The organism is Pontibacter populi (genome assembly GCF_019336435.1).
Taxonomy (GTDB): Bacteria; Bacteroidota; Bacteroidia; order Cytophagales; family Hymenobacteraceae; genus Pontibacter; species Pontibacter humidus.
The window spans coordinates 272,401-299,203 of record NZ_JAHWXQ010000001.1 but is presented as its reverse complement, the minus strand read 5'-3'; the positions used below and the strand labels follow the sequence as shown (position 1 = coordinate 299,203).

The window sequence follows — 26,803 nt, the reverse complement described above, 5'->3', positions numbered from 1 at the left end:
TATAGTTTTGGCATAATATTTACAGGGAATCCGGTGTTATAAGATAAGATAATGTATCGATACATGAGAACTTTGAAAAAATACTTGCTTGCTGTTTTATTTACCGGAACTATAGTTGGGGTGCAGGCACAAACAAAATCGCAACTGGAGCAGGACATGGACAACCTGCGGAGCTGGATGCGCAAAAAGTCAGTGCAGGCCGACAGTGTGACACGTGCCGAGTGGCCAACTATAAAACAGGAATTCAAAAGCCTTACCTCCTCCCTGGATAAGAATACCCAAAAGCTATCGGATGAATCGAAGGCGGAATACAGCCAGTACAAAAGCCGCTATGGCGAGTGGGAAGAACGAAACGAGATAAGAAAAGCTGTGAACCTGGAGGGCCAGGAACTGGAACGCTGGGAAAAACAGATGACCGGCACTACCCGCATTGCCAACATCAGGCCGCAAGACCTGCGTGAAGCCTACATCCGCCTGACAGACTATACCCGAACCTACCGCCGCAACTGGAACCTGCGCGACTGGGACTATGCCGAGTTTGTTTTTGGAGAGCTGAACACCCGTAAAGCCGAGGTACTGGATAAGCTGAACAACGGCGACAAGATAAAAATAGCAGCCCTGCAGGTAGAGTTTGCCACCCTTAAAAAGAGTCGCGAAGCCCAGGAACTATACCAGGATATGCGCGAGAAAAGATAGTTGATTGTTTAGTTGTTTGTAAGTAAAGAGCCCCGGAAATAACTATTTCCGGGGCTTTGTTTTTAAATCGCGTTCTTTCCCTTGGTGCCACCTGACTGATCCCTGTTTTTATTCCGGCCCTGATCCGGGCTTTTATCTTTCTGCTGATCTTTGGACTGGCTGTTCTGGTTGGAGTTGGCGGAGTTAGCTGGTGTTTGCCCGCTCTGCTTATGGTGGCTTTGGTTGTGTCCTTTCGTCATAGCTTTCTGTATTTGATGTAATAACATGTACGCCTAAAGCAAAGAGCAGTTTAAAATCCGTAATTAACAACAACTATAATATTGTGTTAATTATACAATAAAACAACTATATTATACAGCGTGCATGTAAGCAAAAACCCTTACTTTTGTCATCAGCTTTTACCAAAATTATAGTTTTATATGCACATTGCGATCGTCGGTAACATAGGCGCCGGCAAAACTACACTTGCCACTAAACTGTCTCAGCATTTTAAGTGGGACCTTTACCTGGAGGCAGTAGAAAACAACCCGTACCTGAAGGATTTTTATGAGGACATGGAGCGTTGGGCCTTCCATTTACAGGTATTTTTCCTGAACAGCCGCTTTGGGCAGGTGCAGCAGATACAGGCTACTGATCGCAGCGTAATTCAGGACCGCACTATTTACGAAGATGCGCACATCTTTGCCAAAAACCTGCACCAGTCCGGGCTGATGAGCACCCGCGATTACGAGAACTACTTTGCACTGTTCCAGTCTATGATCAGTATGGTAAAAGCACCGGACCTGATGATTTACCTGAAAGCCGACCTGCCAAAACTGATTGGCCAGATCGAGAAACGTAACCGCGATTACGAAAGCAGCATCAGCATAAATTACCTGCGTAACCTGAACGACCATTACAACGAGTGGATGGCAAACTATAAGCAGGGCAAACTTTTAGTAATAGACGTAAACAACCTGGACTTTGTAGCAAACCCGGAAGACCTGGGTGGCATAATCGAGAAAATTCAGGCAGAACTATTCGGGCTCTTTTAAACTATAGCATACCAACCAAACTATAAAGCCGCTGCTTTTCTCCCGGGAAGAGCAGCGGCTTTATAGTTTGCAGTGCTTTAAGGCAACTTATTAACTACAATCTTAATTATTATAAATATTTAAATATTTAATTGAAACTATTTGTTTTGTTTTTAGTAATATTGCTTAATCAATAACTTATGTTATTTAAAAGAAAAATGCTAAAAGCACTCTCAAAGTTAAGCATTGGCCTAGGTGCCCTGTTGCTTATGTTCTCATGTTCTAAAGACATGGAAAATGTTAACCCTTCGTCTGACTTTAACAGTACCTCTGCCGATGCTGCCAAAGTTGCAAGTACTGTCAGTCCTGTTACTATTTCCGGTTTGAGTACCACCGATGGCAAAACGTGGATGTTTACTGTCCAGAAAACGGTAGCTGGAAATGTGCCGAACATCGGTTCACTTTTGCTTACGCTTACAGGCTGTGATGATCAGCAGATTGCTTTATCAGGTGCAAATGTCGTTTCAGCGTCCGTTACAGGCTCTATAGTACAAGCATTAACTCCGTCCTATAAAGAAGGAAACGGCAGTGCCTGCGATATGTCTGCTGTTACAGGCTACCTGAGATTATCCGATTTCCAGGAAAAACTGACTGATGGCAGCGTTTATACTGTTCAGTTTACACTGAGCGAAGCCATCCAGGTTAAGTCGGCTACCGTTTGGGCGAGAATTAGCAATGCGTGCTATAGCACGTCTGTAGCCGGACCGGGCTGCGACGTGATGGATCTTTGCGGAGAAGGCCAGGGTTATTTTCATAAAGCAGGTAGCTGGAATGGTAACACTGTTACATTGGGTGGTTATACCTATACAGAAGCTGAAGCTCTTAACATGATGACTCCTAACGGAAACAGTGCTGGTGGCCTTAAAGATTCAAGAGCTGCTTTCTCGCAAGGTGCCACCGTATTACTGAACAGACAGATGGGCTATATTTCGGCTACGGCTTATGCAGCTGAGCTGGCAACTATAGATGCCTACCTGAGCACTCTGAATAAAATGTCTACTTACACTATGGACGATATGCCTACTGGTAATGCCGCAGCCAAAGCAGCTGCCGGATACATCGGGGATAATATCAAGTGTGAAGATGGAGAGTAAAATCTAACCTGATTTATAGTTGGAAGAGATGAGGCAATACGCTTCATCTCTTTTTTTATGAAGTAATCCGGGCTACCGCGTATAGTTTATAGTTACAGGCTAAACTATAGTTTCCGGAAGCGTAGTAGCGGCTGATTTTAACGAATACTTTAAATTTACTATCTTCAATATCTGAACTAATAAAACTAGAATGAAACCACGCCATTTAATATTTGCCACTGCACTGGCTGTTGCTACAGTTGGTTGTACAAGTAAAACTGCGGAAGAAGGCAGCGCCGGCACTGAAACAGATAAAGCGCAGGCCGTTGACAGCCTTCAGCAGAAACTGGATATGTATACTACGGTGCGCCTTAATACTGACATAAGCAAGTTGACTGAAAAAGAGCGCCAGATGCTGCCGTTGCTGATAGAGGCCGGTAAAATTATGGATAAGCTATTCTGGTACGAAGCCTACGGTAAAGGCGATTCTTTACTGGCCGCTTTAGAAAGTGATGCTGCCAAACAGTTTGTAAAGATAAACTATGGCCCCTGGGACAGGCTGAATAACAACGAACCATTTTTACCAGGTGTTGGCCCGAAACCAGCTGGATCTAACTTTTACCCTGCTGACATGACCAAGGAAGAGTTTGAGAAAGCCAACCTGAAAGACAAAGCCAGCCTGTATACCTTTGTGCGCCGCGATGACAATGGCAAATTAATTACCGTGCCTTACCATGTGCAGTTTAAGGATGACGTTAAAAAAGCATCAGACCTGCTGAAAAAAGCTGCCACGCTTGCCGAAGATGCCGGCCTTAAAAAATACCTGACCCTGCGCGCCGAAGCCCTGCTAACAGACAACTACCAGCCAAGTGACCTGGCCTGGATGGACATGAAAAACAACACGCTTGATATGGTGATCGGCCCGATAGAAACCTACGAAGATGCCCTGTTTGGTTACAAAGCTGCACACGAGGCTTATGTGTTGATAAAGGACCAGGAGTGGAGCGAACGACTGGCTAAATATGCTGCTTTTCTGCCTGAACTGCAGCGCGGCCTGCCAGTGGCTGCCAACTATAAAAAAGAAACTCCCGGCACTGATTCTGACCTGAACGCTTACGATGTAGTATTTTATGGCGGCGACAGCAATGCAGGCAGCAAAACCATAGCTATAAACCTGCCAAACGACGAAGAAGTGCAATTGAAACGTGGCACACGTCGCCTGCAGCTCAAAAACGCCATGCGTGCTAAATTCGATAAGATTATGATGCCGATTGCCGACGAACTGATTGCCGATGAGCAGCAGAGACACGTAACCTTCGATGCATTTTTTGCCAATACCATGTTTCACGAAGTGGCGCACGGCTTAGGTATCAAAAATACAATTAATGGCAAAGGCACCGTTCGCGAAGCCCTGAAAGAACATGCATCTGCCTTGGAAGAAGGTAAAGCCGATATTCTTGGCCTGTACATGATCACCCAACTGCATGAAAAAGGCGAAGTGAAAGGAAGCCTGGAAGATTATTATACCACATTCCTGGCTGGTATTTTCCGCTCGGTAAGATTTGGTGCGGCTAGTGCACATGGCAAGGCCAACATGGTTCGTTTCAACTTCTTTAAAGAGAACGGCGCTTTTGAGCGCGACGAGGAAACCGGAAAGTACAGGGTGAACTATGCTAAAATGCGCGAGGCCATGAACAAGCTATCTGAAAAGATACTGACACTACAGGGCAACGGCGATTATGCGGGTGTAGGCAACTTACTGAACGAACAAGGCCAGGTAGATGCCAAACTACAGGCTGACCTCGACCGTTTGAGCAAAGCCAATATCCCGGTGGACGTGGTGTTTGAGCAAGGTGTAGAAGTACTTGGTCTGAAATAAAAAGCTATAGTTGATGAACATCCTGCATTGGAAACAGAAAGACTGGTCGGGTCGGGAGTTTGCCTTACGAACCACAGACCAACCGCTGGGTAACATCACTTTTACCGGTTGGTCGGGTTACGATGCTGTATATACGTCCGGTACTGCTACCATCTCTTTTACAAACAAAGGATGGTTTGATCAGGAGGTGACTATAACTTATAACGGTGAAGAGATCGGTAAAGCTACCGCTTCGTTATTTGGTAAAACGAAGGTACTATTCAACTCCGGCGAAACATATCTGCTAAAAAGCAAGCCTTTTAGTTATAACCGCGAAGTGCAGGATGAATCCGGTGAAACACTGATCAGTTTTAAGCAGCCAGCCTTCAGTTTCGGTAAAGGAGATATTATCGTTTCGGAAGAGTTGCCAGACCTTACCAGGGAGGTGCTAGTGAGTACCAGCCTTTACCTGAAATCGGTGGCAGAGCACCAGGCCGCTATCCTGATCATTATCTTTATTCCAATCTTTGTCCGCAACGTATTCGGTAGTTAAACTATAGCTGCCCCAACAAAAAAGCCCGATCGTAAGGTTGGGCTTTTTTGTTGACTATAGTTCTGTGGTAATCTATGAAAGCTGTTTTTAAGACCGGTTGATAGCTGTGAACCAGCCGGATAAAAAAAATAATTAATGGCTGATTTTATAAAGTTGGCATAACAGTTGAAACAAAGGAATTGCCGGGTGCTTGTGAAGTTGTAGCATTAGTCGAAAGCAGCCGGACATTTACTTGAATTAACTGTTATGAAAAATATTAAATCATTGATCGCATACCTGCTGGTGGCTGTTTTCCTGTTGGGTTCTATAGCTGCGAGCGCCAATACACTACCTAAAAACACAGATAGCCAACCTATAGAATGCAGCGTAACGCACGGGGCGCTTGATAGCAACTAAACCAGTAACATTGTATTCCAGTAAGATTGGCAAACTATAAACAGGAACGTTTCCTATAAAAATTAAAAAACTGAACTATGGATTTTGAGGAGCGGCTATGCATGATGTGCGTAGTCGCTCCTCTTTTTATAACTATAAAAAGGATGATTTGCAATTGATACCTTAATCGCAACTATATATAAAACAAAACAACTGACTATGGAGTATTAAGTCTTTCAATCATTTATAAATCAGCTTATTAAACCCGAATCAAACAATGAAAAGCTTTTATGACTTTAACACCAACAGTCCGGAAGAGCGCTCTGAAAGGAACAGGTTATATCCTGAGCTGGCCAGTTTCCATATAGCGTTACGAGAAGAATTGAACGAGGAAGAGTACCAGCAATTTTACAAAGCAGAGAAAGAGATTTCTCAGAAATACATGCACCAAAACCAAAACCCGAAACAACAATGGATAACAGCCTAGAGCGAATTAAACAGAAACACTAAAGGGAAGCCATTTAAAGTAGCTTCCCTTTTTTTATGGTTTATAGGTTGAGATCTACACCAGTATCTGGTTGAAATTCCAGAATATCACCGGGCTGGCAATTTAGTGCTTCACAGATGGCTTGAAGAGTAGAGAAACGTATCGCTTTGGCTTTGCCGGTTTTAAGGATAGACAGATTCGCCAGTGTTAACCCCACCCGCTCCGACAGTTCTGATAACGACATCTTCCGGCGAGCCATCATCACATCCAGGTTTACTATTATAGGCATTATATAGTTAGTTGCTCCGCTTCGTATAGTTTGTTTCCTTCTTTAAATATCTCGGCAAGTATAAAAGCGCCTAAGGCAAAGGCAAGTGGAACAACCCCGAAAGAAAAGCTCATACGTTCATGATTGCCCACTTCAAACCATTTAATGCACCCAAGTAAAGCCATTGCCACGCAATAGATACCGATTTTCCGGAAGGCCTGGCTGTTATCACTTCTGAATGTTTCAAGCGCCTTTACAGACCGGATAATCCTGGTAACCTGATTCACGATCAGGATTAAGATAATAAAATGCCCCACTGTCTGGAGAAAATGAAAATATAAAGAGACGTTGCTTATCTGGGAGAGTGCTGCTCCAGTGTCTGCTATTGAGGTGCTATTTTCCGGTACGGCGAGGTTATCACTGTGTTTAAAGACATATCTAACCTCGTTCGAACTATCTATGGTTATAACCACATCCTTGTAGGTTTCGGGGGATATATGCCAGTGTACCAGCACCACGGACATTGCCGCAATCAGGAGTAGAAAAAAAGCTTTTGTAATATTGCCTGTAACTAAAGCAATAGTGAGTAGTCTGTTCTTTTCCATAGCTGTTATATATGTCTAAACAAATATAACAGCTGTTTTTATAAAAGTAATAAATATTTATCGAATAGCGATAATAAATTATTGCTTTTATAGTTGCTGAAGCACCAACTCACCGCCTTCTTCACCAACAAGTGAGCCGATTGCCACACCCATTCCGCCCATCCGTACGGCACAGCTTATTCTTTCTGATACCGGCTGAACTATAGTTGTTTTGGCAGGGCCCATGCCCATAATCCCACTCCAGCGCTGCTCCACTTCAAATGGTATATCCGGTAGAATAACCTGCTGCAGGAGTTCTTCCAGTTTATGCTGTACCAGTTCAGTCAGGCCGGCTTCTGTGGTTTCTTCGGTTTTGAAATCGAGGTTGCGGGCGCCGCCGAAAAGCACGCGATCGCCAATGTTACGGAAGTAATAGTAACCCTTATCGTAATGGAAAGTGCCTTTCAGTTTCAGGCCAGCTATAGGCTTGGTAATGAGCACCTGCGCACGAGCAGGTATTACCTGCAGTTGTGGCAAAAGCTGTTTTGCAAAACCATTGGTAGCTACCAGAGCAGCACGGGCTTTCAGGGTGATGCCTTTATCGGTAGTGGCAACTATAGTTTTGCCATCGTCGTGAAGGTGTTGTATTTCCAGGTTGTTGAGAATGATTACCCCCAGGGCCTGCACTTTTTGCGTTAGCGCCAGGATCATTTTCCCGGTGTCGATCTGGCCTTCGGCAGTGCTTTCAACCAAATGCTCCACCTTCCTGAATCCGAAAGTTTTGATCTTTTCGTCGGCGGTGCGGTAAATGTCAGGTTCGCCAACTATAGTTTGCAGGTGTTTGTTCAGGTAAGGCAGCTGGCTTATGCTTTGTTCGTATAGTTCGCGCTGGCTTTGGTCAAACAATTCATAGCCTCCCCAGCGGTGATAATCTATCGTGACGTCTCCCAGGTTACGTCGCAGGCGCTGCAACCCTTTCCATCGGCGTTCCACCAAACCAAAAACCTCATCTTCGGTGTGGTGGGCAAGGTCTTCTATCAGTTCGGTAGGGCTACCAAAACAGGCAAATCCAGCATTTTTAGAGCTGGCTCCTGTGGGCAATAATCCCCGTTCGGCAACTATAACTTTTAGGTTGGGTTGTGTGGTCTTCAGGTGCAACGCAGCATTCAGGCCAACTATACCGCTGCCCACGATCAGCACATCAATATTACTGAAATACGTATCCTGCTCCCAGAAACTGAACTGCATAAAAACTAGTCTTTGCGGTAATACGGGTGGCTATAGTTGCGTGCTTCTTCTTCTGTGATGAGCTCATAAGAGGTAAGCATAATTTCGCGCTCGCCGTTGTTCATGCCTTTCACAAAGTGACCGTCCGGTGCTTCGTAAATGGCGTAATTGTGCCTGCCAAACGGGTAAAGGTTGTTGCTTCTGATAATGGTTGCCTGCGTAAGCTCTATTTCCTGGCCGTCTGCTGTTCTGGCAATGTATCTGCTTTTGTCCATTGTGCTTCTAAAATTTTGCTCAAGATAACACTAATTTCATCCGCGAAATGCATCACCATTAAATGTTCGCCTTTCGGAACGGAGATGATGCCGGGCCGGTCGCGGAACGGAAGGATCAGGTCAGAGGTGCCATGAATTTGTATCAGGCCGGGGATGGGCTCCTGCTGATCCCAGTCGAGGAGGCGACTGAGTGACCAGCGCAGAAACTTTTCATCTATCTCCAGAATCACCTCTTTAAGTAACCTGCGTTCCGGTTTGGTATGCGCCCCGAAAAAGAAAGGGGCAATGGGGTGGATAGCTTTCATCATCGGGAAAGGCAGCCATCTGTGCAGACGCGTTTTCCCGAGTTGCCTGTAATGCCAGGGCAGATCATGGCGCGTGGCCAGGCTGGATATGATGATAGTTGCCTTTGGCTGCACAAGTTTGCTTAATTCTATCGCTACCAATCCGCCGAAAGACAACCCAACCAGGATAGGCTCAGGATCTGTGATCTGCTCCTGTAGCCGGGTAACATACGATTGCAGCGATTCATCTAGGGAAAGCGGTTCGATCCAGGTTACCTGATGCTGCGGTAAAAACTCCGGCAGCTTCAGAAACTGGAACATACGCCAATCAGCGCCTAACCCACTAATGAAATATATTTTGCTCATGCGATGCTGCCCGTGATTCGGTTAAGTAACCAATAAAGCTAGCCTATAGTTTGGTAAATGTCCATAGTTTAGTTACTCTGCGCTATATTTTACTGGTTATGCAAGGCCAGTTCAGTATTGAGAAAATGAAGGGCATCCTGCACGGTTTCCTGCGGTAGTTCTTCCATCGGAATGTGGCCCGCACCGGGGTATAGTTTAAGCTGAGCGCCTTTTATGTTTTTCTGGAAATGTGCGGCATCCGTGACAGGCACCCAGGCATCGGCTTCGCCCCAAAGTAGTAAGGTTGGTGCCTGTACCTGTGCCAGCTTGTGCAGGTTATCCGCATCTTGAGTATTCATGCGGGCAATAAACGCTTCCCGGTTTCCTTCGCGCAGCAGCATGTCGTGGCTCAGGGTTATAGTTTGTTCTGTGAGTTTGCTGTCGTCGCCATATACTTCTTTCAGGCTTTTCTCAACTATAAACCGGGGCGTGATGTAGCGGAGCGAGTGCTTTACTATAGGCGTCTGCGCCAGTAGAAAGGGCATGGAGATGCTTTTGTCGTTGGCATTGGTTACACCTGTCGGCGATACCAGAATTAATTTATGAACCCGATCCGGGTACATCGCAGCAAAATCATAGGCGATCTGTCCGCCAAGCGAGCTGCCGGCCAAATGTGCTTTCTCTATTCCGTGGCTATCCAGAAAGGCAAGCAGTAATTGGGTGTAGTACTCTATAGTATAAGTATCGGATTGGTTGCGCCCCGTGAGCCCGAAGCCGGGAAGATCGATGCGGAGCACGCGGTAATTTTTGCTCAGTTCAAAGGCCCAGCCATCCCAGGTATTCAGGGAGGCGGCAGTGCCGTGCAGCAGTATAATCGGCGTACCTTGTCCTTCGTCGCGGTAATGCAAATTGGCTCCGGCTATAGTTACAAAACGCGAATTGGGTGCAGTATACTTTGCTTTGAGTTCTTCGGCAGGAATATCTTTATGGATGAGCAGGGCTGTAGCAACTATAACAATGCCGGCAACAGCAAGCCCGATGTGTTTGGCTTTACGTTTCATAGTTTTAAGGTGAGGCAGCGATAATAAGCAGTTCTAATATAGGTATTTATAGTTTAGCATACCTCTCTATCAATCCAAAAATAGAGCTGCCATGCACCGCAACTATAACTTACTAACTCTTAAACTCCCAAACTCATTAACTCCCAAACTGTCTAAACTCTTGGTTGCCGACGGGCTTCGGTAGCGTGCAACGAGTCTTTTTTCCAGATAGCTGACCAGCCGCCGCCATAAGTGCCGCTAACTTTTCCTTTTACCAGGCTCAAACCGATTACAGCCGCTCCAATTACCAAGTCGTTGACAATAGCGGTAGTAGTGTCATAACCCAATACCCAGGGAGTCAGCAGCAGCCATGCACCCGGTAGCAGGTTATAGTAGCGGACTACACGCGTTGCCTCCCAGCAGGCTATAATGCCAAACGAGGCAATGACGGGGCCAACTATATGCGCATTATTCGAAATGGTTCTGTCATCTGCAAAACCGAAGACAGCAGGGGAGGCCATCAGCCAGATTCCCAGGAGTGCGTTTATGATCTGTGCCCACATAGCTATATTATCTTACCTTGTACTTCCTTATATCCCCAGAATGCTTTCCAGAGCGATTCGTTAGCCTCTTTTACCCGTTTCAGGTATTGCAAACTAGCCAGCATCTCATCCATCGCAGGGCCGATCATCACTACCGAAATAACCGCCGAAGCCAGACACAACGTGCACCAGGCATCATACAACACCGGTTGTACCACCACCAGCAGCACACTTATCATCCCAAGCGGACCCACCATCACACCAAACAGAATCACGATCCAGGGCATGGTTCGCCAACGACGCGTGCCACCTATAATCCCGGCGGTCGCATCGGCTGCATATCCCAACGCCCCTAACAAGGCATCCGGAATAGGTAAGATTTGAGAAACACCGGATGTCAGGATTTTTTTGCTATCGTTCCCGAAGAACGGCTCCCACACAGTTGGCACAATCTTAAGCTGAAAAAGACCCAGGTAAGTAGCGATTGCCAGGCCAAGCAGCGCCAGCCCTACAATGGGCAGACGTTCTCCCCAAGTAGCGGGGTTATAGTTCCATCCCGGCGGAATAGCATCGTTGGTGTGGCTCATGAGCGTTCGGTTTATAATGTACCTAACTACGTGAGCCTAAGGAAGGTGTTCGGGGCTAACTTGTGTCGACTGGTTTGGATGCTATAAAAAATGCCTGCTCTTTTTAATGGGAGCAGGCATTTTTTATAGTTCATAAGTTGATGTTATTCCTCTGTATGTTGGTCGGAGAATTTTTTGCCGAAGTAATAATAGACCGGTATACCCAGCGCCACTATAATAAGCCCCGGCCAGGTATAGGTTGGTTTATAGATGAGCAGGATAACGCAGATAGCAGAAGCCAGCAGAACATACAGCGCCGGGAGTATTGGGTAGCCAAATGCCCTGTAAGGGCGTGGCAGGTCCGGCCGCTTTACCCGAAGAACAAATACCCCGATTATGGTCAGGATATAAAACAGCATCACTGCAAAAATTACATAGTCGAGCAGCTGGTTGTAGGAGCCCGACAGGCAAAGAAGGCAGGCCCATATACACTGGAACCAAAGCGCTACTTCCGGCACGCCGTTCTTGTTCAGGCGGCCCATGTTTTTGAAGAACAAGCCGTCTTTGGCAATGGCATAGTATACCCTTGCCCCGGAAAGAATAGCGCCGTTGCTGCAGCCAAACGTGGAAATCATGATGAGTAAGGCAATGGCTATAGTTGCTTTGTAACCCCCAATAATTTCGGCTACGGCAGTACCTACGCGGTCGTTGTTGGCATATGTGATTCCCTGGCCCATAATGTCGGTGGCGGCAGCGCTTCCGTGCATGGGCAGTACCAGCAGGTAAACCAGGTTAATGAGCAGGTAAATACCGGTAACTATCGCCGACCCGATCACCATACTTAAAACAATGGTGCGTTTCGGGTTCACGATCTCATCACCTGAAAAGCCAATGTTGTTCCAGGCATCAGAAGAGAAAAGTGCGCCTACCATAGCCATACCAATAGCGGTTATAAGCGCAACACTTGTTGGCGGTAGCAGCGATGTGCCGTCTGTAGCTGTTTGTGCTCCCCAGAAATCTGAGAAGTTGGCCTGGATGGCGGTCTCGTTTACGCCAAAAAGCAAGCCTAAAAGAATAAGGCCGAAAAGCGCGATCAGTTTGGTGCTGCTGAAAATGTTCTGGATGAACTTGCCGCTATCAACACCCCTGGTGTTAATGTAAGTAAGGCCCACAATACTAACTATAGCCAGCAACTGCACCGTACTGAAATCGAAGCCGCCTATACTAAACAGCACGTTATTATCAGAAAACCACGGAAAGAGTACACCGGTAAACTTGGCGAAAGCCACACAGACTGCAGCAATTACACCGGTTTGTATCACTAAAAATAAGGTCCAGCCATACAGGAACGCCACCAGCTTGTTATATGCCTCTTTCAGGTACACGTATTGGCCACCTACTTTCGGGAACATAGAGGAGAGCTCGCCATAGCTGATAGCGCCAACTATAGTTAAAAAGCCGGAAACCGCCCACACGAGCAGCATATTGCCCGGCGAAACCACGGCCCTCGAAATATCAGCGGTAACGATAAAGATACCCGATCCGATCATGCCGCCAGTTACGATCATGATCGCATCGAATAAAGTGATCTCGCGCTTGAAACCAGTGCTTTGTTGCGCTGCCTCCATGGTGTGTTGTTTTTGCTGCTCCATATAATTTAAAATGCCTGCAAATATAGCGGATTATGCAGAAGCGGAGAAGCTGCCACGTGTAATAGCTGGGCCGGGATGAAAAATCAGTTGTTTTTTAGTATTGCTCAGGTGGTACTATGGCGCTTTTTTTCTGAATTTTTTCATCTGCTTCAAATGGCTGTTCACGGATAAATTTAGGTTGTTGGTATAGTTTGGTAGTAAAGTATGTAACAGTAGCTTGCATTGCATAGTACTGTATAATATATTTGTAACATAAATAATTGTAAAACACTTATAACACTTAAAATTATGAAAATCCTGATCCTACTTTCTGCATCTTTATTTGGTTTCGGTCTTATGTGCAAAGAAACTGCAAGCCTGCCAAAACCAGCTTCAACCACTATTTCTTACAATGCCTATGAAGAGCCGGTTGCAACTATAGCCTTAGATACCATAGAAGTTGTTTATGTAACGCCACCTGCTCTTGCCGGAGTAGACCGCTAAACTATAGTTTGCCTTTAACAGGCGAGTGGTTTATGGTTTAGGGATTGCAGCTGAGTACCCACTTTTCTGCGGTCCTAAAGTCCAGAAAATTCTTCATGTGTAAAGGCGGTGCTACACGCCCGCGCAGGTCGCGGGCAGAAAGCTGGCTAAACATACTATGAGAGTACACATGGGCCATGCACCGTAAACCCGCTTTGTAAACTGCAGGCAGCCACTCAAACTCCAGCCAGTCGTTCGCTTCCAGCCAATCGCCGGTTGCTTCAGATTTATCATTGAGTAATTTAGGGCAGGGATGTTCCCGTATAAAATCGAGAAAGGCTTTTGCACCTTTTATAACATCATCAGCCACAATGTGGTTATGCCATTTGGCTAAAGTGTAATGTCTGTGCCAGGTTATGGTAAGATAACTTTCACCCTGCCTGTTCACTATATTTAACTGACCGATTTGAGCTTCTTTCATGTAAAACAGATTAGCTGAAATAAGTTTGCGCTGTAGAGAGCAGGGTGTTACAGGAGAGCCTGTTATAAGAGGGATAGGTATAGCCTTGAGCACCAGAGCTGGTTGGTGACTTTTCAGTATACGACAAGAATGAGATCTGGTATAAGTGGCGTTTTACCCAGGCTATAGTAGTTTTTAATTTTCACTTGCACCGGGGCAGCTACGCTTTAGCTATTCAGAACTATAGTTTATCGGGCTGCGTGCTTGCTCTGATGGCAATAGCTGTACCCTGTACCGGCATCGATTCCATAACGGCACCATCAAACCAGATTTCTACCAGTTGCCCTTGCCTTAACTGCCCGGCTTTTAACCGTTTACCGTTATTATCTTCTATCAGTGTATTTTCGTCTACTTTAACACTCGCCTGCGGGTAAATTCCTTTATTACCTTTCTCAGCTTCCACCATTAACTGTAACCTGCTGTTTTTCTGAGTTGTACCAGTCTCAGTAAGGCTGGTTATGCTGCCCTTTATATCAGGGATTGTATCCGGCATGCGTTTGGGTTCATCGCCACGGCAGCTAACTATAGAAACTATAACAAAACTATAAGCCAGTATTTTAAAGAGTATGTTCACGGTAAGATTACTAGGGTAATAAATAATTATAGTAAGTACAGGCTATCTACGGTAAAGTGGCGATTTTGATATTTCTGTTTTGGAAAAGGATACAATTGCAGGGAAGAAGAATCAGGGAATGTGTTAGTAAAATAAAAAGGCCCGTGTTTCAACTGAATGAAACACGGGCCTTTTTAGCTTTGATTTCCTGTTATGCTACACGCAGTACATGGTCTTCGTTTAAGGCTCTGCGGATAGTAGCTTCTGATGTATAATAAGATAAATAATCGCTTCGGCGGGATACCTTATTTTGAGGGCGTTGTAAGAGTACAATTTTACTTCTTTTACCAACTGTTATCAGGCCCAGCCCTTTCTGCTGACACATCTCAAGCAAAGTTTTCGCAAGCGTGTTGTTCCGAAGCACCAGGCTACTGATCGATAAACCGATCCACTGCTCATCGGCCGGGGCCTGTTTTACAGTATTAAGCAGTGTTTCGAGCTGGCGGTAACGGTACTTTTTAAGCAGGTAGGTGTGCAGCATAAAGCCGAGCGGAGCTACAACTATAGGAGCGATCAGCATTACCAACACGTTGCCGGTTGTTTTGCCCAGTGCAAAGCAAAGCATTGCCAGAACCAGAGGGGTTAATAATCTTAGCTTACCCAGGCCGTTCTTTTTATAGTTGATGAGCATACCAACCAGGCTACTGGATTGCTGCATACTGATATTTGCTAAAAAAGCTTCGCCGGTGGGCTTTTTAAATGCCAACATGCCATCAGCCGTATTGCCGCGCTTCGTCTTCTCATTCTGCCCAACAAGTATATTGCCGGTTGCATACTGTTGAGAATAATAATTTTTCAGATAATCGAACGCAAAGTCCTCAATCTTGCTTTCTACTTGGTTTGCCATGTTGGTCTGTTAAGGTAAGAAACAGAATTAAGCGGTACCGGCCAGCAGGTAAAACGTTTCAAACTAGCTTAAATACGGCTTTAAGGGAGCCTGGTTCTTAAAGTAATTCAGAGATTTTTTAACAGAAAAAATCAAAAAGTTCTTCGTGTACTACAAACATAGCATAGGAAATATATAGAAGCAAGTGTCTTTATTCTTTTATTTTTTGATTAAATACTTCTACTAAAGCCTGTGTTATGATTCTGTTTGTATACTAAATTAGTATAGAATTGTAATATTTAATGTATGATAAGCAGCGTCTTTGCATATGATATAGTTGATTCTGCATTATTCACAGTGCTGTATGTCTTCAAAAAAATGCATTTTATCTGTTGCTTTAACGCTGTTTCACCAAAACTCATTCAAAATGATTAGTTTTACCTTACTGGCAGCCTAAAGTACTGTCTTTTTTAAAACATAGCACACTCTATAAACTATGAAACTCCGGCCTTTCGTATCGCACCTGATTCTGGCAGTTAACTTTTTCTTGTTTTCAATTCCGGCAGTATATGCCCAGGCACCCGAAAATCCATCGTCAGCAGAAATACTACAGAAGCTCAGGAAATTAAACACACTGGGCTCGGTGCTCTACATTGCCGCCCACCCCGACGATGAGAATACCCGCCTGATAACACACCTCAGCAACGAGAAACTATACAATACCGGTTACCTTTCCATTACCCGCGGCGATGGCGGCCAGAACCTGATCGGTCCGGAAATACGCGAAGAACTGGGCATTATAAGAACGCAGGAATTGTTACAGGCCCGCCGTAGGGATGGAGGAGTGCAGTTCTTTACCCGCGCCAACGACTTTGGCTACTCTAAAAACGCTGATGAGACCTTTAACATCTGGGACAAAGAGCAGGTGCTGGCCGATATGGTTTGGGTGATTCGAAAGTTCAGACCTGATGTGATGATCACCCGCTTTCCGCCGGACGAGCGCGCCGGTCACGGGCAACATACCGCCTCCGCTATTTTAGCCGAAGAAGCCTTTACCGCTGCGGGCGACCCAAAACGTTTTCCGGAGCAACTGAAGCACGTGAAAGTGTGGCAGCCGAAAAGGCTCTTATGGAACACGGGCGTATGGTCGTTTGGCAGCCAGGCCGAGTTTGATAAGTATGTAGATAAGCTCCTGAAAGTAGATGTGGGCGGTTACAATCCGTTGTTGGGCCAGTCGTACGGCGAAATTGCCGCTGCCAGCCGCAGCATGCACAAAAGCCAGGGGTTTGGCGCTGCTGCTTCGCGGGGCACCTCGTTGGAATACCTGCAACACACCAAAGGCGATAGAGCGGAGAAGGAACTACTGGAAGGCGTAAATACCACCTGGTCGCGTGTAAAAGGCGGCGAAAAAGTTGAAAAGCTGATCCGGAAAGCGATTGATACCTATAAGCCAACCGAGCCCGCTACTATAGTTCCGACCTTGCTGGCTGCCCGAAAGGAACTTCAAAAATTACCTGACAGTTACTGGAAGCAACTCAAAACAGAAGCAATAAATGAGCTGATCAAGGATGCCATGGGCTTATACCTGGAGGTGACTGCAACCGATTTTTCTGCTGCGCCCGGACAGGCTTTAGAATTTAACATTGAAGCGGTTAGCCGCTCAGCTACACCGGTAACTATAAACGCCATCAACTATAGTTTTGCCAAAAAAGACACCACGCTGCAAAAACAGCTGACGGATAATGAACCAGTAAAGTATAGTACCACTTTAAAACTGCCGGCAACAATGGCTTACGCGCAACCTTACTGGCTGCGCAAGCCGGGCACGCTGGGTATGTTTGCTGTAGAAGGGTATAATGACATCGGTAAACCGGAAAATGATCCGTCTGCGGAGGTAACTTTTAATTTAACTATAGCTGGTGAGCCTTTAGCTGTAACAGTGCCCGTAGTTTATAAACGCACCGACCCGGTGGAAGGGGAAGTGTACCAACCGTTTGTTGTTACGCCGCCGGTTTTTGTAAACGTGGCCGAAGGGGTTTACATGTTTGCCGACCAGGAACCGAAGCAGGTGAATGTGCGCATAAAGGCTGGTAAAGCAAATGTGGCCGGTAAAGTAAGTCTAGATCTGCCGAAAGGCTGGAAAGCAGAACCTGCAACTATAGCGTTTAACTTACAGGCTAAAGGAGCAGAGCAAAACGTGATATTTACCGTTACACCACCTAAAGGCCAGAGCGAAGCAGAGCTCAAAGCCATCGCAACTATAGATGGTAAGAATTACAGCTATAGTCTGGATGAGATCACCTATAGCCACATACCAGCTCAAACTACCTTCCCGCAAGCTACGGCTAAAATTGTAAAGCTCGACCTGAAAAAGAACGGCGAAAAAATAGGCTACATAATGGGCGCCGGCGACGACATCCCGACCAGCCTGCACCAGATTGGCTACGATGTAACTATGCTCCGCGACACAGACATGCGCCTGAACTACCTGCAACAGTTCGATGCTGTTATATTAGGAGTGCGTGCCTACAATACCGTGGATCGTTTAAAGCATCATCAGTCAACCTTACTGGAGTACGTAAAGAACGGCGGCAACCTGATTGTGCAGTACAATACCAACCATGCGTTAGTGCTGCCAAATGTAGGACCGTATCCGCTTAAGTTATCCCGCGACAGAGTGACTGTGGAAGAGGCTGAAGTCCGTTTTCTGAAACCAAACCACCCGGTGCTTAACGAGCCGAACAAGATCACGAAGAAAGATTTTGAAGGTTGGGTGCAGGAGCGAGGCCTGTACTTCCCGAACGAGTGGAGCGCGGAATACGAAGCCATCCTGTCATCAAACGACCCCGGTGAGCCTGCCCGTGATGGCGGTTTGCTGGTAGCCAAATATGGCAAAGGCAACTATATATACACCGGTTATTCATGGTTCCGGGAATTACCAGCTGGTGTTCCGGGAGCTTACCGTTTGTTCGTAAACCTAATCTCGCTGGGCAAGCACAACGGCACTGGAAACACTGGTAAATGAAGTATGAAGGAAGTTAGACAATAGACTATTTGACTAAGGACAAAAGACTATAGTTATAATTGTGTCCTTTGTCTTTTGTCAAATAGTCCATCATCAAGAGAAATGCAAGAAAATCACCCTGTAGACGAAGAACCGGCACTGGAAAAGCCGCCGTTTTTTAAAAGCTGGAAGGGGATGTACTGGCTGGTGCTGGGCAACCTCGCTTTTATGATCGTTCTGTTCTACGCCATCACTAAATACTACGAATGAGACCTTTAGACTGGATCGTGCTGCTGGGCACTATGGGCTTTATTGTGATTTACGGCATCTGGAAAACCCGCGGCAGTAAAGACATAGAAGGCTATCTGAAAGGCGACAACTCCATGAAGTGGTGGACCATCGGGCTCTCCATTATGGCGACGCAGGCCAGCGCGATCACTTTTCTTTCTACCCCGGGGCAGGCTTACGAAGACGGAATGCGTTTTGTACAGTTCTACTTCGGTCTGCCTATCGCGATGGTGATCATATCCATTACAGTTATTCCTATCTTTTATAAACTAAAGGTTTACACGGCCTACGAGTTCCTGGAGAACCGCTTCGACCTGAAAACCCGCTCTTTGGCCGCGCTGTTGTTTCTGATTCAGCGCGGGTTGGCAGCTGGCATTACCATTTATGCGCCTGCTATTATCCTGTCTACCATGCTGGGCTGGAGCCTGACTATAACCAATTTAATTATTGGTGTAGTGGTGATCATCTATACTATGTCGGGTGGTACAAAAGCGGTAAGCGTTACCCAGAAGCAGCAAATGGCCGTGATGATGGGCGGGATGATCATCGCCGGCATAATGGTGGTGCGCTACCTGCCGGATAATGTGGGCTTTGGGGATGCAGTGGCGGTAGCCGGGAAGCTTGGTAAAATGAACGTTGTAGATTTTTCCTGGGACTGGAAAACAAGCTGGGACGACCGCTACAATTTCTGGTCGGGGATGACGGGTGGTTTGTTTCTGGCGCTGTCGTATTTCGGAACCGACCAAAGCCAGGTAGCCCGCTATTTGGGTGGTAAATCGATTGCTGAAAGCCGATTAGGTTTGTTATTTAATGGCTTGCTGAAGATACCGATGCAGTTTCTGATCCTGTTTATAGGCGTAATGGTGTTTGTGTTTTACCAGTTCAACCAGCCACCAGTGTTCTTTAACGAGGGCACCAAAACCAAAGTATATGCCACCGAACATGCCGAAGAACTCCGCACGCTGGAGGCAAACTATAGTTCTATTTTTGAAGAGAAACAGCAGGCCATGCAGGGGCTTGTATCTGCCCTGAAAACAGACGATGCTGCTGCCATTGCCACCGCCGAGGCGCAGGTAGAGAACCTAAGCGCCGCCGGTAAGGAAGTGCGCGAGGAAGTAAAGACCCTAATCAAAACAGCCGTTCCGGATGCGGAGACCCGGGACACCGACTATGTTTTTATCTCTTTTGTGATGAAATACCTGCCTGCCGGGTTGGTGGGTTTGCTGCTGGCGGTAATCTTTTCGGCTGCGATGTCGTCTGTAGCCTCGGAACTGAATGCTTTAGCTTCCACTACGGTAGTAGATATTTACAAGCGCTCAGTTAATCCCAACGGCAGCGACACGCATTACCTGAATGCCTCCAAACTATTTACGGTTGCCTGGGGTATTATCGCGATCCTGTTTGCCACATTCGCCTCGCTGCTTGATAACCTGATTCAGGCCGTAAATATCATCGGATCTATTTTCTACGGAACTATACTCGGTATTTTCCTGGTGGCTTTCTACTTTAAGCGCATCAAAGGCAACGCGGTTTTCTTCGCCGCTTTACTAGCAGAAGGAGTGGTGCTGTACTGCTTCTACTTCACCGATATTGCTTTCCTGTGGTTCAACGTAATCGGCTGTGTAGCTGTCATCCTGTTTGGACTTATACTGCAGCGTTTGATCGGGAAGAAACAGAATGAGTTGATGAAAGTGTAGTTTCTGGCTGAATGGTTGGGTTGTGTTGAAACGGTTTTTGTGCTATAGTCGGTGTAATCCAACCACCCCTTGATCCCCTCCTTATCTAAGGTGGGGAGCTTTTGTGCTACTATAGTTTAAGGTGTAGTTTTATAGTTACGGTTTTAACCCACCCCTGCCCCTCCCGAGAGGGGAATTGCGACTATTGGTAAAGTAAGGTATAGAGTTCTATATTTTCTGTTTGTCATCCCCCTGCCCCCTTCAAAGGGGGACTTTCCCGCTACTACCTCTCACCTGTCATTTCGACTAAAGGGAGAAATCTGGGTTTGCTATATTTACACACCACGAGCAGGACAGGTTCACCTGTCCCCTTGAAACTACTACCACAATCAAGCTATGGCAACTATAGCTTAGCTATTGAACTGATCACAGTCTTTGGGTTGAGCGCCTTTGCTTTGTTGCGGTGCCTTTAGGCAACACGAGGAACGAGTGTAGCAAGAAAGCAGCCGCGCGATGCCCGAAGACGGGGCCTCCCGGCCGTGAGGGCACCAAAGTAAACTATAAAACGATAGGTTAATTAAGCTCCCAGGATAAGTGTTTAATTGAAAGTATAGCTTGGTTCAAAGTGTAGAGTAACAAACTATAAGCTGAGATAGATTTCTCCTAACGTCGAAATGACAAGAGAAGAACTATAGGACGGTTAAGATCGCTCGGCGAACGCTTGGGATAAATTATAAATGAAGACTACGATAGTTAACCAAACTTCCACATCCTACATAATAACAAAGGCAGTTAACTATAAATATCCCAACCCATAAGACATCAACAATTTAATAATTCAGCCAACAGCAATTAAAAAGTTTAGTTACTTTTGCTATAGAACCCCTTGAGTAAAGAATAAGATCATGGAATTAAAGAAAATAGCATTAAACGATGTACACGAAGCACTTGGCGCTAAAATGGTGCCTTTTGCCGGTTATAATATGCCTGTTCGCTACTCTTCAGATTTAGAAGAGCATAACACGGTGCGTAACGCCGTTGGTATTTTTGATGTGTCGCACATGGGCGAGTTCCTGGTGCAGGGACCGGCCGCGCTGGACCTGATTCAGCGTGTAACAACCAACGATGCTTCTAAACTAACGCCGGGTAAAATTCAGTATTCGTGCTTCCCGAACGAGCAAGGTGGTATTGTAGACGACCTGCTTGTTTATTGCATGGGCGATGAGGACTATCTGCTGGTGGTTAATGCCTCTAACATCGATAAAGACTGGGAGTGGATCAATAAGTATAATACAGGTGGCGCGAAGCTGACGAATATTTCTGATGAGATGTCGCTTTTTGCGGTGCAGGGACCGAAAACGGTTGATGCATTGCAGTCGCTTACAAAGCTGGACCTGGCTAACATGACCTACTATACGTTTGATAAAGGTGAGTTTGCAGGCGTGCCTGATGTTATCGTTTCAGCTACAGGTTACACTGGTTCAGGCGGATTCGAGATCTATGTGAAGAACGAAGATGCCAAGCGTGTTTTTGATGCGATAATGGAAGCTGGTAAGGAGCATGGCATTAAGCCGATCGGTTTAGGTGCCCGCGACACGCTTCGCCTGGAGATGGGTTTCTGTCTGTACGGTAACGATATCAACGATACTACTTCTCCGCTGGAAGCCGGCCTTGGCTGGATCACGAAGTTTGACAAAGAGTTTGTGAACTCCGAGAACCTGAAAGCTCAGAAAGAAGCGGGTGTGCAGCGCAAGCTGGTTGGTTTCGAGATGCTGGAAAAAGCGATCCCGAGAGCACATTATGAGATCGTGAACGCGGAAGGCGAGCAGATCGGTGAAGTAACATCTGGTACGATGTCGCCATCCATGGGCAAAGGTGTTGGTTTGGGTTACGTTAAAACAGAATTCAGCAAGCCAGGCACTGAGATCTTCATCCGCGTGCGTAACAAAGATATGAAAGGCCAGATCGTTAAATTGCCGATCCTGAAGAAATAGAATTACATTGTTAAAGGGCTAAATGGTTAAATTGTTGGAAGACTTTATTCTGACGGTTTAACCATTTAACAATTTAGCAATCCAACAATTTAACCATTAATTAATGCCAAGTATAGATGTGTGTTTCAGCCCGGAGCTGTTGCACTTGTATGAGCTGAAGGGAAAAGCCGTTGTGGCTGTGGATATACTTCGGGCTACTTCTACCATGGTGGCTGCATTTGCGCATGGTGCTACGGATATAATTCCGGTAATGAAGCTGGAGGAGTGCCAGGCCTTTGCCGAAAAAGGTTGCCTGATTGCCGCCGAACGCGATGGCGTAAAAGCTGAAGGTTTTGACCTGGGTAACTCGCCGTTTGCGTACATGGATGGCAACGTGCAGGGCCGAACTATAGCCATCACCACCACCAACGGTACGCGTGCTATCCATTTATCCATGGAGGCGGATGAAATTATAGTTGGGGCCTTCCTGAATTTACAGGCTGTGGCTGATCATCTAAAGGAACTACAACTGGATGTGCTGGTAGTTTGCGCCGGTTGGAAAGGGAAGTTTAACCTGGAAGATACGCTCTTTGCCGGGGCCCTGGCTGAGAGATTACAGGATAGCTTTACCTTTGAGAACGATGCGACGTTGGCTTCGCTACACTTGTACCATGCCGCTAAGAATGACCTTGCTGGCTTTTTAAGACAATCATCGCATGTGCGTCGCCTGGAGAACCTGGAGATTCATAAAGATGTAGAATTCTGCCTGCTGCATGATAAGTATAACGTGCTACCTGTCTGGAAAGAAGACCGGTTGATTGATCTGTATGCCAGGCAAACTATAACTGCCTAAACTATAAAGGCCTGTATAAGTACCGGCCTTTATAGTTTATAAACCCTTCCTGTAACTTAAACTATAGTTTACCAGCCCGGGCCAATATTTATCCCAAAGTTCGCGAGCTTCATACCATTCTTCTCCAGAGGTATGGCATAAAAAGGTTCAACTATAATGGCTCCAAACAGGTTAATACGTGCCGAAACACCAGTGCTTATCAGTGGCCTGTATTCTATCTCTCTACCAAACTGCCCGCTAAATTCTGTTTCATTAAAAAGGCGATGCTCGCTCCAGGCCAGGCCACCATCTACAAACAGGTTCAGGTCCGAAAACAGAAAGCCGGATTTGATCTGGGTAAGCCGTTCCGGGCCGGTAAAAGGCAGTCTTATTTCCATGTTAGCTACCGCAATCCGGGTGCCATACAGGTTGTTAAAAGAGATTGGGTTGCCCTGTTCCTGGCTTCTGATAAAGTATTCATTCCCGAAACCCCGGATATAAAACGGGTAGATGATAGTTAAAGGGGCTAGTCTGCCGCTTTCAGCATCTGGGCCGTAGCGTGCGTGGTGCAGGGCCCGGAAAGCCAATGTAAAGGGCTTAACACGGACGTACTGCCTGTAATCTGCCAACAGGTTATATACCTTGAACTCTCCAAAATAGCGCTCCACATGCAGCCTATAGCGCCTGCCAGCCAGAGGTGAGGTTAATCCGAAACGGGAATTATCGCCTACGTAAGCGGCATACAGTTGCTCAAACATAAAACCATCGGGCGCATCGATCTTCTCACGGTCGGTGCGGATGTAAAAGCCGTTGGTATAGTAGTTGTTAAACTGGTCGATGCGGTAACTATAGTGGGAGATACCTCCGCCAAACTCAAAACGGTGTGTTGTGTTGAGGATGTAGTTCCCCATTAAAGCAATCTGGTCCTGGTAGGTGCGTATCTGCTGTAGGATCAGGTTATCGACGGGAACGCCACCTTCAGCAGTCTGCAGCGTATCGCTTCTGGATCCAATCCGGGCAGATAAATAGGGGATATGGCTCAGGGAAGCTCCCCATTGTATTTTGCCCGTTTGCCGCAGGTAGGCTGCCATGGCACCAAAGTCGTAGATCTCGCCATTTAAACTTACGGCACCAAATATCTGGTTATTGCCAACTATATCGTTGAAGAGCATGTTTACGCCACCCTGCAGCCCTGAACGGATCGGCCCTGCTGTCTGAACTCCCACACCAGCCGAACCATTGATCATGTCGAGCTTAAACTGGGGTCTGTAGGCTACAGCATTTATCTGATCTGGTTTTACCGGCGAAGCGGTGTTGTACATCTGGGCAAGCTGCTGGTCTACCAGCGGTTTTACACGGCTCTGTGGTGGTAGAACGGCAGCCCTGAAATCGATAGAATCGGAAGGTACGGTTTGGGCTTTAAATGCTGCCAGCGGTGAACTATAGATACTATAGTTACCCCGCTGGTAATGCGAGTATACCACAGTCGCTTCATCTCTGGCCACACTCATAGCCGGCGAAAGTGCTGTAATGCCGCTGATACCTGTTGCATAGTTTGTGAGGCGCTGCACTGTGTTATCTGCCCTGTTCAGGCGGTACATGTTGCGGTAGCCATCCCGGTCCGAAAGGAAAAGTATATCATCTGAGTTAGGGGCATACACCGGGTTCAGGTTATCGGCACCGGCGAAAACATCAAATAACTGAATGTGCCCGGTTGCTATTGTTAACTCGGCGAGGTTAAAACGACCCTTGTTGGAGTTGCCTTGGCCGGGAGCTGGCCGGTCAGTAGAGAAAATGATCCTGCTGCCATCCGCTGACCAATAAGGCATTACATCACTATAGTTATCTTTGGTAAGTTGCGTTGTTTTCTTTGTTTTGAGGTTATACAGATATAAATCCGATCTTCCTTCCACCAGGCCGGCTACCACAATGCTGCTGCCATCCGGCGACCAGGCCGGGTAACTAAAAGCCACAACACCGGGTACATCCAGCACTTCCAGAACATGTGAACGAGCTACATCAACTATAGCCAGCCGGTTTCGGCCTCTCGAGAAAACAACAAAGGCAAACTTATTACCTCCTGGCGACCACGTGCCAGCCGATTCCAGGAAATTGAAGTTATCGAGGTGCTCGTAGCGGATGGTGTTGGCCAGTTGTTTGATTACTTTACCTGTGCGGGCATCCGCTAAAAACAAATCCAGCGACAATACATTTTGCTCCGACAAGTAGGCAATGTAGCGGCCATTCGGGCTTATTACAGGGCTGATGTTCATGGTGCCGGCATTTTCGGGGTGGAGTAGTTTGGTGCCGGTCGCTATGGTGTCAGTTTGTGCAATGTAGGGTTTGTAATAGTTCTGAAGGCTGGTCTTCCACATATTGCCCAGGGTCTCGGCGTCTACACCCAGTATAGTTTCTGTTGCGCGTTCAAAGCCGTTTTTGCCGGTTGCTTCAAATAAGGGAGCTATTTTATCATCTCCAAAAGAACCGCCTATAAACGACCAAAGTGCCTCCCCCCACCGGTATGGGAAGTAGCGCGGTTTCCGGGTCAGGTCCTTAATTGTCGGAATATCATCTTTAATCACCGCATCGCGCATCCACATGGCCGTGTTGGGGTCCACGCTCCCGAGAGACATGTATTCAGCCAGGCCTTCCACCATCCAGAGGGGCAGGTTTTGGATAGAATACAGGTTAGTGGAGTCGCCGGTGCGCATCATATGGTACTGAAACGCGTGCACCAGTTCGTGGCCAAGCACGTGGTCAGTTTGCCGGTTAGATAGTGTTACAGGCATCACCACCCTGTTTTTGAGGCCTTCGGTAACACCACCTGTACCCACACCAATTTCGCCGCTTATAGCGGTGGTCTGCTGAAAATCAGCGTGGTTTTTATACATGATGATGGGATTGCGCGTGCTGAAGGTGTCTTTCAGAACGGCCTGGTGCATGGAATACCATTTCTCGGCGTCCTGCACCAGTTTTACTGCATCCTGCGGATCGTTAAAATAGTGGTAGAACTCAAAGTGCGGACTGTGGAGTACCTGGAACTCAAACTTAGTATAGGCAGGCTTGTTTCTGCCAAAGTATTGCGCCTGTGCCAGCAGCGGGAACAGCAGCAAAAGCGCAGCGATCTGATAAGATAAGCACTTGCGATACATAGCTTCTATAAATAAAATGACCGATGGGCACAGCCGTTTCGGCTCAGGCTGGCACCCTGATTTATTTTACTATGGAAGGAAGATCGAAGTCAATAAAATGCAGCAAATCTTATGCCTGTATACGTTTAGAAAGTCGCAGGGCGTCAGACTTTTACAGAATATTTAGCAGAACCCCAGTTAAGTGTGCAAGATGTTATTAATGGTCGGAAACTATGGGTATAGTTGGGGAGGGTTATTGCAGTTTTGGGTTCTGCTTGTGGCGCTCGCTGTCGCGTTTTGTTTTTTTGTCGAGGTTCTTTTGCAGGGCTTCGGTAAGGTTAATGCCGGTCTGGTTAGCAAGGCAGATGAGCACGAATAGTACATCGGCCAGCTCGTCGCCCAAGTCTTTGCCGGTGTCGCTTTGTTTAAACGATTGCTCCCCGTATTGGCGGGAAATGATGCGGGCTACTTCGCCAACTTCTTCGGTGAGGATGGCCATATTGGTAAGCTCGCTGAAGTAACGTACGCCATTTTCTTTTATCCAATTATCTACTACCTGCTGTGCTTCCTGTATGGTCAT

At 46.6% G+C, this 26,803-nt stretch carries 29 protein-coding genes; 13 read left to right on the top strand and 16 right to left on the bottom strand.

The genetic code is table 11. From position 1 onward, the window contains the following. The first annotated feature begins 63 nt into the window (after nt 1-63). On the top strand, nt 64-696 hold the full coding sequence (locus tag KYK27_RS01250; RefSeq protein ID WP_219337341.1) for a hypothetical protein: 633 nt from the start codon (nt 64-66) through the stop codon (nt 694-696). A gap of 62 nt (nt 697-758) precedes the next feature. On the opposite strand, the gene KYK27_RS01245 is transcribed toward KYK27_RS01250, so the two are convergent. Further along, nucleotides 759-962 carry a hypothetical protein gene (locus KYK27_RS01245; RefSeq protein ID WP_219337356.1) on the bottom strand — a complete coding sequence of 68 codons (204 nt, stop codon included), beginning with the start codon at nt 960-962 and terminating at the stop codon, nt 759-761. 153 nt (nt 963-1,115) lie between these two features. Here KYK27_RS01245 and KYK27_RS01240 point away from each other — a divergent pair, with 153 nt between their 5' ends. The 6 genes from KYK27_RS01240 to KYK27_RS01215 all read left to right on the top strand — a co-directional run bounded on the left by KYK27_RS01240 (nt 1,116) and on the right by KYK27_RS01215 (nt 6,115). Further along, a complete protein-coding gene (locus KYK27_RS01240; protein ID WP_199108253.1) occupies nt 1,116-1,730 on the top strand; it encodes a deoxynucleoside kinase in 615 nt (204 codons plus the stop codon). A gap of 179 nt (nt 1,731-1,909) precedes the next feature. Further along, the gene (locus KYK27_RS01235; protein WP_199108252.1) at nt 1,910-2,863 is read left to right on the top strand and encodes a hypothetical protein; all 954 of its coding nucleotides are present in this window, start codon (nt 1,910-1,912) and stop codon (nt 2,861-2,863) included. A 190-nt stretch (nt 2,864-3,053) separates the two neighbouring features. Further along, nucleotides 3,054-4,721, top strand: a complete 1,668-nt coding sequence (locus tag KYK27_RS01230; RefSeq protein WP_199108251.1) for a dipeptidyl-peptidase 3 family protein — start codon at nt 3,054-3,056, stop codon at nt 4,719-4,721. A 13-nt stretch (nt 4,722-4,734) separates the two neighbouring features. Next, entirely contained in the window at nt 4,735-5,253 is a 519-nt protein-coding gene (locus tag KYK27_RS01225; RefSeq protein WP_199108250.1) for a hypothetical protein, read from the top strand. Nucleotides 5,254-5,499: 246 nt separating this feature from the next. Beyond that, a complete protein-coding gene (locus KYK27_RS01220) occupies nt 5,500-5,649 on the top strand; it encodes a hypothetical protein (RefSeq protein WP_199108249.1) in 150 nt (49 codons plus the stop codon). 256 nt (nt 5,650-5,905) lie between these two features. Further along, nucleotides 5,906-6,115 (top strand): hypothetical protein, encoded by a 210-nt coding sequence (locus KYK27_RS01215; RefSeq protein WP_199108248.1) that lies wholly within the window; start codon nt 5,906-5,908, stop codon nt 6,113-6,115. Between the two features lie 61 nt (nt 6,116-6,176). On the opposite strand, the gene KYK27_RS01210 is transcribed toward KYK27_RS01215, so the two are convergent. From KYK27_RS01210 to KYK27_RS18395, 10 genes are all read right to left on the bottom strand, one after another. Beyond that, entirely contained in the window at nt 6,177-6,404 is a 228-nt protein-coding gene (locus tag KYK27_RS01210; RefSeq protein WP_199108247.1) for a helix-turn-helix domain-containing protein, read from the bottom strand. Further along, nucleotides 6,404-6,988, bottom strand: coding sequence for a DUF2975 domain-containing protein (locus KYK27_RS01205; RefSeq protein WP_199108246.1), 585 nt, complete (start codon nt 6,986-6,988; stop codon nt 6,404-6,406). The genes KYK27_RS01210 and KYK27_RS01205 overlap by 1 nt, the downstream gene beginning before the upstream one ends. 87 nt (nt 6,989-7,075) lie before the next feature. After that, the gene (locus tag KYK27_RS01200; protein WP_199108245.1) at nt 7,076-8,215 is read right to left on the bottom strand and encodes an NAD(P)/FAD-dependent oxidoreductase; all 1,140 of its coding nucleotides are present in this window, start codon (nt 8,213-8,215) and stop codon (nt 7,076-7,078) included. Between the two features lie 5 nt (nt 8,216-8,220). Continuing rightward, a complete protein-coding gene (locus tag KYK27_RS01195; protein ID WP_199108244.1) occupies nt 8,221-8,469 on the bottom strand; it encodes a hypothetical protein in 249 nt (82 codons plus the stop codon). Then, entirely contained in the window at nt 8,421-9,119 is a 699-nt protein-coding gene (locus tag KYK27_RS01190; RefSeq protein WP_199108243.1) for an alpha/beta hydrolase, read from the bottom strand. Before KYK27_RS01190 ends, KYK27_RS01195 begins: the two co-directional genes overlap by 49 nt. 89 nt (nt 9,120-9,208) lie before the next feature. After that, nucleotides 9,209-10,159: an alpha/beta fold hydrolase gene (locus tag KYK27_RS01185; RefSeq protein ID WP_199108242.1), complete on the bottom strand. Its 951-nt coding sequence runs from the start codon at nt 10,157-10,159 to the stop codon at nt 9,209-9,211. A gap of 152 nt (nt 10,160-10,311) precedes the next feature. Continuing rightward, on the bottom strand, nt 10,312-10,701 hold the full coding sequence (locus tag KYK27_RS01180) for an SPW repeat protein (protein WP_199108241.1): 390 nt from the start codon (nt 10,699-10,701) through the stop codon (nt 10,312-10,314). A 2-nt stretch (nt 10,702-10,703) separates the two neighbouring features. Then, a complete protein-coding gene (locus tag KYK27_RS01175; RefSeq protein WP_199108240.1) occupies nt 10,704-11,267 on the bottom strand; it encodes a vitamin K epoxide reductase family protein in 564 nt (187 codons plus the stop codon). 143 nt (nt 11,268-11,410) lie between these two features. Next, nucleotides 11,411-12,898, bottom strand: coding sequence for an APC family permease (locus KYK27_RS01170; protein ID WP_199108239.1), 1,488 nt, complete (start codon nt 12,896-12,898; stop codon nt 11,411-11,413). Between the two features lie 94 nt (nt 12,899-12,992). After that, nucleotides 12,993-13,121, bottom strand: a complete 129-nt coding sequence (locus KYK27_RS18395) for a hypothetical protein (RefSeq protein WP_262901875.1) — start codon at nt 13,119-13,121, stop codon at nt 12,993-12,995. 65 nt (nt 13,122-13,186) lie between these two features. Here KYK27_RS18395 and KYK27_RS01165 point away from each other — a divergent pair, with 65 nt between their 5' ends. Beyond that, nucleotides 13,187-13,381, top strand: a complete 195-nt coding sequence (locus KYK27_RS01165; RefSeq protein ID WP_199108238.1) for a hypothetical protein — start codon at nt 13,187-13,189, stop codon at nt 13,379-13,381. A gap of 37 nt (nt 13,382-13,418) precedes the next feature. Here KYK27_RS01165 and KYK27_RS01160 read toward each other — a convergent pair whose 3' ends face one another. The 3 genes from KYK27_RS01160 to KYK27_RS01150 all read right to left on the bottom strand — a co-directional run bounded on the left by KYK27_RS01160 (nt 13,419) and on the right by KYK27_RS01150 (nt 15,340). After that, complete coding sequence (locus KYK27_RS01160; protein WP_233150201.1) at nt 13,419-13,841, bottom strand: hypothetical protein; 423 nt, start codon at nt 13,839-13,841, stop codon at nt 13,419-13,421. A gap of 220 nt (nt 13,842-14,061) precedes the next feature. After that, a complete protein-coding gene (locus KYK27_RS18475; RefSeq protein ID WP_199108237.1) occupies nt 14,062-14,454 on the bottom strand; it encodes a DUF3221 domain-containing protein in 393 nt (130 codons plus the stop codon). Nucleotides 14,455-14,644: 190 nt separating this feature from the next. Next, a complete protein-coding gene (locus tag KYK27_RS01150) occupies nt 14,645-15,340 on the bottom strand; it encodes a hypothetical protein (RefSeq protein WP_199108236.1) in 696 nt (231 codons plus the stop codon). Between the two features lie 475 nt (nt 15,341-15,815). Between KYK27_RS01150 and KYK27_RS01145 the strand changes: the two genes are divergently transcribed. The 5 genes from KYK27_RS01145 (at nt 15,816) to KYK27_RS01125 (ending at nt 23,113) form a co-directional block, all read left to right on the top strand. Then, the gene (locus KYK27_RS01145; protein ID WP_199108235.1) at nt 15,816-18,344 is read left to right on the top strand and encodes a PIG-L family deacetylase; all 2,529 of its coding nucleotides are present in this window, start codon (nt 15,816-15,818) and stop codon (nt 18,342-18,344) included. Between the two features lie 102 nt (nt 18,345-18,446). After that, nucleotides 18,447-18,593 carry a hypothetical protein gene (locus KYK27_RS01140; protein WP_199108234.1) on the top strand — a complete coding sequence of 49 codons (147 nt, stop codon included), beginning with the start codon at nt 18,447-18,449 and terminating at the stop codon, nt 18,591-18,593. Continuing rightward, complete coding sequence (locus tag KYK27_RS01135; RefSeq protein WP_199108233.1) at nt 18,590-20,308, top strand: sodium:solute symporter; 1,719 nt, start codon at nt 18,590-18,592, stop codon at nt 20,306-20,308. The genes KYK27_RS01140 and KYK27_RS01135 overlap by 4 nt, the downstream gene beginning before the upstream one ends. 884 nt (nt 20,309-21,192) lie before the next feature. After that, entirely contained in the window at nt 21,193-22,281 is a 1,089-nt protein-coding gene (gene gcvT, locus KYK27_RS01130) for a glycine cleavage system aminomethyltransferase GcvT (RefSeq protein WP_199108232.1), read from the top strand. Between the two features lie 103 nt (nt 22,282-22,384). Next, on the top strand, nt 22,385-23,113 hold the full coding sequence (locus tag KYK27_RS01125; RefSeq protein ID WP_199108231.1) for a 2-phosphosulfolactate phosphatase: 729 nt from the start codon (nt 22,385-22,387) through the stop codon (nt 23,111-23,113). Nucleotides 23,114-23,181: 68 nt separating this feature from the next. Here KYK27_RS01125 and KYK27_RS01120 read toward each other — a convergent pair whose 3' ends face one another. Together KYK27_RS01120 and KYK27_RS01115 are read right to left on the bottom strand one after the other, a co-directional pair. Next, on the bottom strand, nt 23,182-26,244 hold the full coding sequence (locus tag KYK27_RS01120; RefSeq protein ID WP_199108230.1) for a PD40 domain-containing protein: 3,063 nt from the start codon (nt 26,242-26,244) through the stop codon (nt 23,182-23,184). Nucleotides 26,245-26,476: 232 nt separating this feature from the next. Next, on the bottom strand, nt 26,477-26,803 hold the full coding sequence (locus KYK27_RS01115) for a nucleotide pyrophosphohydrolase (RefSeq protein WP_199108229.1): 327 nt from the start codon (nt 26,801-26,803) through the stop codon (nt 26,477-26,479).